General features: G+C 56.6%; 8 protein-coding genes. All 8 read right to left on the bottom strand.

The features are described 5' to 3' along the window. A partial coding sequence (gene murC, locus JW937_09155; GenBank protein MBN1587575.1) for a UDP-N-acetylmuramate--L-alanine ligase occupies window positions 1-1,172 on the bottom strand: 1,172 nt, incomplete at its 3' end. Window positions 1,173-1,212: 40 nt separating this feature from the next. Next, window positions 1,213-2,331 (bottom strand): UDP-N-acetylglucosamine--N-acetylmuramyl-(pentapeptide) pyrophosphoryl-undecaprenol N-acetylglucosamine transferase, encoded by a 1,119-nt coding sequence (locus JW937_09160; GenBank protein ID MBN1587576.1) that lies wholly within the window; start codon window positions 2,329-2,331, stop codon window positions 1,213-1,215. Between the two features lie 3 nt (window positions 2,332-2,334). Beyond that, window positions 2,335-3,495, bottom strand: a complete 1,161-nt coding sequence (gene ftsW / locus JW937_09165) for a putative lipid II flippase FtsW (GenBank protein ID MBN1587577.1) — start codon at window positions 3,493-3,495, stop codon at window positions 2,335-2,337. Between the two features lie 3 nt (window positions 3,496-3,498). After that, entirely contained in the window at window positions 3,499-4,785 is a 1,287-nt protein-coding gene (locus tag JW937_09170) for a UDP-N-acetylmuramoyl-L-alanine--D-glutamate ligase (GenBank protein ID MBN1587578.1), read from the bottom strand. Window positions 4,786-4,798: 13 nt separating this feature from the next. Further along, the gene (locus JW937_09175; GenBank protein ID MBN1587579.1) at window positions 4,799-5,884 is read right to left on the bottom strand and encodes a phospho-N-acetylmuramoyl-pentapeptide-transferase; all 1,086 of its coding nucleotides are present in this window, start codon (window positions 5,882-5,884) and stop codon (window positions 4,799-4,801) included. Between the two features lie 9 nt (window positions 5,885-5,893). Continuing rightward, complete coding sequence (locus JW937_09180; protein MBN1587580.1) at window positions 5,894-7,297, bottom strand: UDP-N-acetylmuramoyl-tripeptide--D-alanyl-D-alanine ligase; 1,404 nt, start codon at window positions 7,295-7,297, stop codon at window positions 5,894-5,896. Then, window positions 7,294-8,853: a UDP-N-acetylmuramoyl-L-alanyl-D-glutamate--2,6-diaminopimelate ligase gene (locus tag JW937_09185; protein MBN1587581.1), complete on the bottom strand. Its 1,560-nt coding sequence runs from the start codon at window positions 8,851-8,853 to the stop codon at window positions 7,294-7,296. Before JW937_09185 ends, JW937_09180 begins: the two co-directional genes overlap by 4 nt. Beyond that, the coding region (locus JW937_09190; protein MBN1587582.1) for a hypothetical protein at window positions 8,850-9,233 on the bottom strand (384 nt) is incomplete at its 5' end. The genes JW937_09190 and JW937_09185, both read right to left, overlap by 4 nt.

The following is a 9,233-nucleotide window of genomic DNA, read 5'->3' on the forward strand; positions in this document are numbered from 1 at the left end:
CCGGCTGCATAGATATCCGTAATCACCACCTTGTCCGCAGAGATAAAGCACTTTTGGAAGCTGTCGGCCAAGGCCTGGGTGCGCGAGTAGCGATGCGGCTGAAAAACCACAACCAGCCGGCCCTTCCCTTTCTCCCCCGCCAACGCAGAGAGGGTGCTCGCGACCTCTGTCGGATGATGGGCATAGTCATCCACAAGCCGGACCCCGTGCGACTCCCCCCGAAGATGACAGCGGCGCGCCAAACCGGGAAAACTTTCCAAAGCCACAAGAGCCTTGCGCGCAGGAATTCCCAGGTTCAAGGCCACGGAGAGGGCCGCAGCCGCGTTTCCAAGATTGTGCTCCCCTATGAGAGGTAATCGGAGCCGGCCCAAGGGCTCCCGGTGACGGCAGTAGAGCCCGGTCAGCGTCCAAGCTTCCCGGGAAAGGACCTCAAAACGCAGATCCGCATTCGAACCACAGCCAAAGCTCTGAGCTCCACTGCGCCCCTTTGCCAACCGCCGGAGGCGCTCATCCTCCTGGTTCCAATACAAACAGCCCCCGGGCCGGATGCGCTCCAGAAGCGCTGTGTAAACCTCCTCCATATGGCTCAGGCTCTTGTAATAGTCCATGTGCTCCTGGTCCAGATTGGTGATCACCAAATGCTGCGGCCTCAAATGCAGGAACGAAGCATCGCTCTCATCCGCCTCCACCACCCACCACGGCCCCCTGCCTGCCTGGGAATTGGCCCCGCCCGGAAGGAGCCTGCCGCCCAGGACCCAGGTGGGTTCCAGGCCCGCATCCTGCAGAATCCAGGCAATCATCGCCGTGGTAGTCGTCTTTCCGTGGCTCCCGGTCACCGCAATGAGCTCGTGCTCTCCGGCCAAAAGGCTCAGGAGTTGGGCGCGGTGCAAAACAGGGATTGCCTTGCGACGGGCGGCTTGAAGCTCGGGATTTTCGCTGGAAATAGCCGTGGAGTAAATGACCCAATCCGCGTCCGTCACATTGCACTCGAAATGCCCCTCGGAAATTTTGGCTCCCCGCTCCCTCAAAGGAGCAATCCCGCTGCTTAGCTGCAAGTCCGAACCACTGACCTCGGCTCCTCTTTCCAACAGAAGATGAGCCAAAGCGCTCATTCCAATCCCATTGATCCCGATAAAGTGGACTTTCTTTCCCAAAAATTTGTCTTCAGCCATAAGTGAGTCAACCTCAAAGATATTTTTGATGTTGCTGTTCCTATTCATCGTCGCACAAACTAAACACCTTCTCTGCGATCTGTTTTGCAGATCCCACATTTGAAATATTTTTCGCCCTTTGGCAACGTTCCCGGACTTGATCCGGATTCTGAATGAGTTGACTGAGAGATTTCCTGAGGGTCTGCGCAGTATCCGGGCCTTCTAAGTGCATCTCAGCCCAAGCTTCCTCCTGAGCAATGCGCGCATTCTCTTGCTGGTGTGAATTTGCATGAGGGTAAGGGACAAATAGTGTAGGTGTTGCGTAATAGCGCAGCTCATGGACGGCAGCGGCTCCTGCACGAGCCACGGCAAGATCTGCGGCCTTGAGAAAAAGAGGCAGTTCGTGAGTAAATGCGATCACTCGGTGGTCGATCTGGTTTTCTGCGTAGAATCGAGTGGCGGAAAGACTGTCTTCCTCACCGGTCTGATGAATAACTTGCAATCTGCTTGCCAAGTCTCGCGATAAACTTCCAATCAAGTCATAAAAAATTCTATTCAAAGTTTTGGCGCCCTGACTTCCTCCCAGGACCAGCAGCACAAAGGCATTGGGTTTAAGCCCGAGCTGTTGGCGAGCCTGGTCCCGGGTGCAGTAAGGCCGCTCCTCGAGAGGCATTCCCATACAGACAAGCTCCGGACCCTTGCTCCAAGTGCGCGAGGCTTCCAGTTGGCTCCGTGTCTTGTCATGACTTGTGACCAAAACGTCCGAAAAATAAATCAAAAGGCGGTTGGCCCATCCCAACTCCACATTCTGTTCATGGACAAGCGTGGGCACCCGGAGGCTCCTAGCGGCCAGAACCGCAGGCACCGAACCATAACCTCCAAAGCCAAGCACCGCGTCAGGACTCAGGGCACGCAGTATGCGCCGCGCCTCAAACAATCCACTTGTGAGAACCTGTCCCATCCGGCACACACGAATTGCAGGACCCTGCCCCCTGCACAAGGGAATGAAGCGCGCACCTCCTCTCCACCTTTGAATGACACGGTCAATGCGTTGCGGCGGTTCAGCCGCCACATAGACAATCTGAAGCCCAGGCCGCGCCTGCAAAACCGCTTGCCTGACTGCGAGCGCGGCAGTGAGGTGTCCTCCATATCCGGTCCCGGAAAATACCAGAGTTTTCACAGCTCAGTCCGGTGGAAATTCGTATTGCCACTGCCTGGCCACATTGAGCAGAAGACCCACACTGACAAGATTGAGCATAAGCGATGAACCCCCGTAGCTGAAAAACGGGAATGGGAGTCCCTTGGTAGGCATGGCCCCCACGCAAGCAGCCACATTGATCAAAGCGCGGATGGAAATCCAGGACACCAAACCCGCAGCCAATAGCCTTCCAAAAGGGTCCGTGGCCTTGAGTGCGATACGTCCGGCCAGAATCACAAAACTGACAAATAAGAGGAGGAGAATCCCCGTGCCCCACAAGCCCAATTCCTCCCCCGCAATGGAAAAGATAAAGTCCGTGTGCCCTGCGGGCAAGTAAAAGAGCTTTTGATTCCCCTGCCCGAGGCCCGTGCCCAAAAGCCCGCCTGAGGCCAAAGCAATATAGGATTGAATGATTTGATAGCCTGTGCCGCGCGGATCCGCCCAGGGATCCCAGAATGCGCGGATACGGTTCATGCGATAAGGCTCGACAACAATCATCAACACCACCAGGAGCAACCCAATCGCAAAAATCCGGATCAAGATCTTCAGGGGCATGCCTTCCAAATAGAACAGGATGAATCCCACAGCCCCCAGGGCCACGGCCGTGCCCAAGTCCGGTTGGCTTACCACAAGGATGAGGAAGATACAGAGAACGGCCAAGGCAGGACCAAAGCGCCGCAACGGCGTTTCCAGATTAGCGGCCTTGCGCGAGAGCACATCCGCCAGATAGAAAATAACGGCGAAACCCGCGAGCTCCGCCGGCTGCACGCCAAAAGGGCCCAAACGCAACCAGCGACGGGCTCCTCCGGCCTCAGTGGCCACACCCGGAATCTGCAAGACAAGCAGCAGTACCAAGCAGCCCAACAGCATGGGTTTGGCCAAACGCCTCAGCTGCCCGTACTCCACTGTCATCACACCCAGAGCCAGGCCCAGCCCCACGAGAATGGCGAGGAGCTGGCGCAGGAGAAAATGGCCTGTCCAGCCATAGGTCTGGTAGGAAATCACTGCGCTCGAGGAATAGACCATGACAACCCCATAGGCCAGCAGAGCTAATGTCACCGCAGCCAAGGCCAGGCGCGTCCTGCGCGCGGACTTGGCGCGGGCCCTCAGATCAGGGATCCATCCAGGGCTGTCACCGTCCGTCACTTCCTATGAAACCTCCGCCGTTATCTTCTCTTCCACGAGACGCTGGAAATGCCTGCCTCTTTCCTCATAACTTTCATAGGCGTCGAAGCTGGCGCAAGCAGGAGAAAGCAGAACCGTATCGCCGGGTAAGGCCAATTCACGCGCCCGCCACACTGCAAGATTCAAGTTGTGGAATATCTCAATGGGCACAGCCCCGCGAAGATCCCGTTCGATTTCCTCGGCTGCCTCTCCAAAGAGAAGGACCTGCTTGACCCGGTCCGCGAGCATCTCTTTCATCACACTGAAACGCAGCCCCTTATTGCGTCCGCCCATTAAGAGAATGGCCGGAGTCTCCACTGAACGCAACGCATGCAAAGTACTTCCCGGGTTGGTCGACTTGGAGTCATTGATCCACTCCACGCCGCGCGCAACGTTCAGGCGCTGCATACGGTGTTCGGGGCGCACAAATCCTTCCACACAGGAGTCCTCCCAGTCCTCGTCCATACCCAAGGCCCCGACAACTTCGCGCGCAACCAATTCACGGGCCTGTGCGCTGGACCCCTCAAACCAACGCACATGTCCTAAAGTCTGCTCGGAGAGACCAACGCACCAGGCATCATCCGAATTAAGAAGCGCGCAGTCTTCCGGCCGCAGATTATTGACCAAACGGGCCTTGGCATCCGCATAGTCCATAGCATCCGGATGCCAATCCAGGTGATTGGGACTGAGATTAAGGGCCACCGCGACTTCCGGCCTGAAATTACGCGTGCGCGAGAGTTGGAAGGAACTCACTTCCATGATATAAGCATCGGCTTTGTACCCGTTTTCCAAAAGAAAAGCGCTGAGCGGCCTTCCGAGATTTCCGCAAGGCACGGCGCGCTTTCCCATTCGGTTGAGCACATGAGCCAAAAACAGGGTCTGCGTTGTCTTTCCGTTGGTACCGGTCACAGCAACAATTGGTTTTTTGCACAGTCGCCAGGCCAGCTCAATTTCGTCTATTAAAGTAATTCCGTTGACCCTAGCCTTTTGCACCCAAAGAGAATGCGGAGGGATTCCAGGTGAACACACGATGAAGTCAAAGGTGCTTATCTCACGTCCGGGACCGCGGCCAAGCTGCAGTTTGACGCCTTGGGATTTGAGCTGTTTGAGCCGGTCGCCAAGCTTTTTCTCATCAAGGGAGTCATAGGCCCAGACTTCCGCCCCGGAATGGCGAAGCAAGTGTGCCGCCGCCATACCGCTACGCCCCAAACCAAAAACAGCAACCTTTTGAGATTTCAACGCAACCCGGAATTCATCCCCTGTTTGAGTCATTATCTCTCCTTGGTCATTGCAGTTTTAGTGTCATCAAACCAAGCACAGCCAACAAAAACCCCACGATCCATAAACGCACGGTTACCTGCGGTTCCTCCCATTTCTTGTACAGAAGATGCTGATGCAAAGGAGATACCAAGAATAATTTTTTCTTTCTGAGCTTATAAGAACCCACTTGCAAAATAACCGATCCTGCCTCGATCACAAAAATCCCGGCCACCAGCAAAAGCAGGATCTCTTTTTGAATCAGAACCGCAACCACACCCACAGCCCCGCCCAGAGCCAAAGCCCCTGTGTCCCCCATAAATACATGGGCCGGATGGCAATTGTACCAAAGAAAGCCCAGAGCCGTGCCCACCAAAGCAGAGCAAAAAACCGTAAGCTCCGCAGCCCGGGCCACATAAATGACATTGAGATAATCGCTGAGCTGAATATGCCCGACCAAATAGCTCATGATCCCGTAAGTGCCTGCCACCATGGCCAAGCACCCGGCAGCCAATCCGTCCAGACCGTCCGTCAGATTCACGGCATTGGAACTGCCCGTGACCACCAGCGCCGCAAAAGGAATATAGAAAAGGCCCATGGGCAGAATGAAATTTTTGAAGAAGGGAAGGGTCAGGAAACCGATATCCGGATCACGCCAAAGAAAATAGCCGATACCCAAGCCCACCACAATCTGGCCGATAAATTTCACCCGGGCCTGAAGGCCTTTTTCGTTTTGGCGAGTCCACTTCAGCCAATCATCGATAAAACCCAAAACTCCCAAACTCAGAGTCGCCAAGAGCGCCATCCACACATAGCTATTGTCCAACCGCGCCCAAAGCAGGACCGAAATTGTGAGCGCAATAACCATAAAGAGTCCGCCCATGGTGGGAGTCCCGGCCTTGGCCGCATGCGCGGGATGCAGACCCAGACGCGTTTCTTGGGCCTTGGTTTGGGTGATCTTGGCTTGTTTGAGGAGCCTTATAATCGCAGGCCCCAGAACAATACTCAACAAAAAGGCTGTGACGCTGGCCCCGGCTGCGCGAAAACTGATATATCGAAAGACATTGAAACCTGAAAAGAACTCATGCAACGGATAAAGCAAATGATAAAACACGGAATCTCCTTAAGCCGGAGTGAGTTGCCCCTGACTCAATGCACTGACCACACGCTCCATACGCATGGCGCGCGAACCTTTGACCAATACCAGGTCTCCTGGATTCGCAATCATTTTTAGGATTGAAGCCACCTCCTCCGGACTTGTGCAGTAGATTCCCTGGACCGGCAGTAAACCCTCCTCAACGGCCCCCAAGAGCGTCCACTTTGTCTTTTCCCCCAAACCCACGATATAATCGACCCCCACCTGCACCGCTTTCTTGCCCACCCACTCGTGCCAACTCTGTTCCTTGCCGCCAAGCTCCATCATGTCCCCGAGAACCAGGATTTTGTTTCCCTGAACAGGCGCAGACCTGAGCCAGTCCAGGGCCATGGACACAGAATGCGGGTTTGCATTGTAAGTGTCATCCACCAACCAAAAATCACCGGACTGAAAGACCTTCATTCTGCCCTGCCGGCTGCGGCTCTCGGACAGGCGGCCGGCAATGACCGCACTCTGCATACCAAAGAGATGCGCCACGGTTTCGGCGGCCAGGGCATTTTGGGCATTGTGCCGCCCGAGCATCGGTAATTGGATCATCTGCCCGCTTGAGAGTTCCAGTTCTGTCCCTTTGAGACTCTGGCCGGCAATGCGCCCGTGAACACTCCCGCGGTCGCTCAGTCCATAACCCACTAAGAAAACCCCCTCGCGGCCTTCCTCCAACACACTGGCCAACCGGGGGTCGTCAGTACACAACACCCCCATGCCAGGAGATTCCAACTCATCCAGAAGAGAAGTTTTTTCTGCGAAAACCCCGTCTTCGTCCTGCAATCCCTCTAAATGCGAGGCCCCCACGCCCGTGATCACTGCCAAATGCGGGCGGCAAAGCCGCGCAAGCTGACGAATTTCGCCTGGGTGGTTGCTACCCAGTTCCACCACGCAAACTTGAATCGTCTCGTCACCGGAAAGCAAAGTCAGAGGCACCCCGATATGGTTGTTGTAGCTGGCCGGACTCACAGCCACATGAAACTGGGCCGACAGCACGCCGGCGATCAGATCCTTGGTCGTGGTTTTGCCGCAGGAGCCGGTGACCGCCACCACGCGCCACGGCATACGGCTGCGATGCCAAGCTGCCAGCCGGCCCAAGGCTTCGAGCGTATTTCCCACCCGCACCTGCGGGCCCGCAGGCGCCTGCTTATGGTTACAGACCGGCGTCTCCACCAAGGCCGCGGCTGCGCCCGCAACCAAAGCGCTCTGCACAAAATTGTGTCCGTCAAAACGGCCCCCCCGGAGGGCGACGAAAAGGGCCCCGCGGCAGTAATCGCCCCGGGAATCCGTGATCACTCCTTGAATCCCCAGGTTGGGGTCCCCGTCCAGAATCCGTCCCTCAGTAACAGCAGCCAATTCACCCAAAGTCAGCTTCGCGCCTCTCATGCCTTAACCCTTTCCACGTCCGGATCCGCAGTCACCGCTGCTGTCCCTTTGACTCCTGTTCGTGTTTCAAATTCCCGGATGATCGCCCGCAATACTTGGCGATCGTCAAACGAGTGGGTCACATTCCCCATCAGCTGAAATGCTTCATGACCCTTGCCCGCAACCACAATCCAATCCCCGGGCTTTGACTCGGCATACGCGCGGCGAATCGCCTGATATCGGTCCGGAATCCCGACGCAACGCGAGCGTCCGCGAGTGCCCTGGAGAATTTCTTCCATAATCGTACCCGGATCTTCGCTGCGGGGGTTATCGCTCGTGACGTACACTGCGTCGGCAAGCCGGTCGGCGATCTCACCCATAACCGGCCGTTTCTTGCGATCACGATCCCCACCGCATCCAAAGACCACTCGCAAAGATTCCCTGCACAATGGCCGCAAAGTTTCGAGAACTCGTTCCAAGGCATCGGGTGTGTGGGCATAATCCACGTAAATCTCAACCCCCTGCCCCGTGCTGATTCGCTCCAAACGGCCCGGAGCGCCGGCAAAGTCCGGCAACGCCTGAAAAAGCTCTTTGGCATGAACGCCGCTGTGGATCAAAGCCGCTACAGACAGAGCCAAGTTGGAAAGATTGAATTCGCCGACCAACTGTGTCCGGATGGGCTCGCAACCCCGGCTCCAAAAAAACTCCCCTTGGGTCCCTGAGGCATCAAAACTCGCGCCACGCACCCCGCAATCAGCTTCTCCTCCCTGCACACTCACGCGAACAATGCGCAAATCCGGCCGGGTCCTTCGCAAGGATTGACCCAGTCTTGCCCCATAAGGATCATCCACATTGATCACAGCCAGGCCTCCCTGCACAAGGAGTTCAAACAATCTGCGCTTGGCGCGATAATATGTCTCAAAATTCTTGTGATAATCCAGATGATCCTGCGTGAGATTACTAAAGATACCCGCCTCAAACCCGATATGGGCCACACGGCCCTGATCCAGAGCGTGAGAGGAGGCTTCCAGCACAACCCATCTCTGCCCCTCCTTCTCCATGTCCGAAAGCAGGCGCTGCAGGGTTACAGGGCCTGGGGTCGTTTGCTTGGAAGGAATGCTGCGGCGGCCGACACAGTACCGGACCGTCCCGATAAGGCCGGTGGAATGGCCTGCGCGCTCCAAAAGATACCGGAGGAGGAAACTGATGGTGGTCTTGCCGTTGGTTCCGGTCACGCCCAAGACCTTCAGGCGTTCACCCGGATATCCGTAAAAGGCCGCGGCCATTCGAGAGACGGCTTGGCGGCCTCCGTCAACCCACACCCGTGTGGCCGGAGAGAGGGCGTCCGTGTCCCCGCAGATTTCAGGATCCACAAAGACAACGGCCGAAGCGCCGCGGCTCACGGCTTCGGCCGCAAAATAGGACCCGGTCTGCGCCGTCCCCTGAAGCGCAATAAAAAGCCCTCCGGGCCGGACTTGCTGCGAGTGATCCGAAATAGAACGCAACTCCACATCCGGCCCCATCCAACGGATGATATTCAGGCCTTTGAGGATTTTGGAGAGTGGGACAGAACTCAAGGTTGCGCCCTCGCGACTGAAACTTCCTGTTTCTCGGCCGTCACTCCCAAGTGCGGAAGCACCTGGGAAACAATTTCGGAAAATACAGGGGCCGAGACCAAACCTCCGTAATACACAGGGCGCGGTTCATCCAGCATGACGAGCACGGTGACCACCGGGTTGTCTGCGGGCGCAAACCCCACAAAAGACGCTACAAAATCCGAATGCGAATAGCGGCCGTCAGGCCCCATCTTTTGGGCTGTGCCGGTCTTGCCGCCCACGCGATAGCCTTCGACTTGCGCATGGCGGCCTGTGCCGTCCGCCACAACCTGCTCCAAGAGACCGCGCAAGGTCCGCGCAGTCTGGGCTGAGACCACCTCCCGGCCCGGGAGCATTTTGCG

It is taken from the genome of Candidatus Omnitrophota bacterium (assembly GCA_016929445.1).
In the GTDB taxonomy this organism is placed as follows: Bacteria; Omnitrophota; Gorgyraeia; order JAFGIU01; family JAFGIU01; genus JAFGIU01.

Excerpts from the sequence above, each read along its gene's own strand:
- JW937_09170 (MBN1587578.1), bottom strand. The coding sequence starts at position 4,785 with ATGACTCAAACAGGGGATGAATTCCGGGTTGCGTTGAAATCTCAAAAG.
- JW937_09180 (MBN1587580.1), bottom strand. The coding sequence starts at position 7,297 with ATGAGAGGCGCGAAGCTGACTTTGGGTGAATTGGCTGCTGTTACTGAG.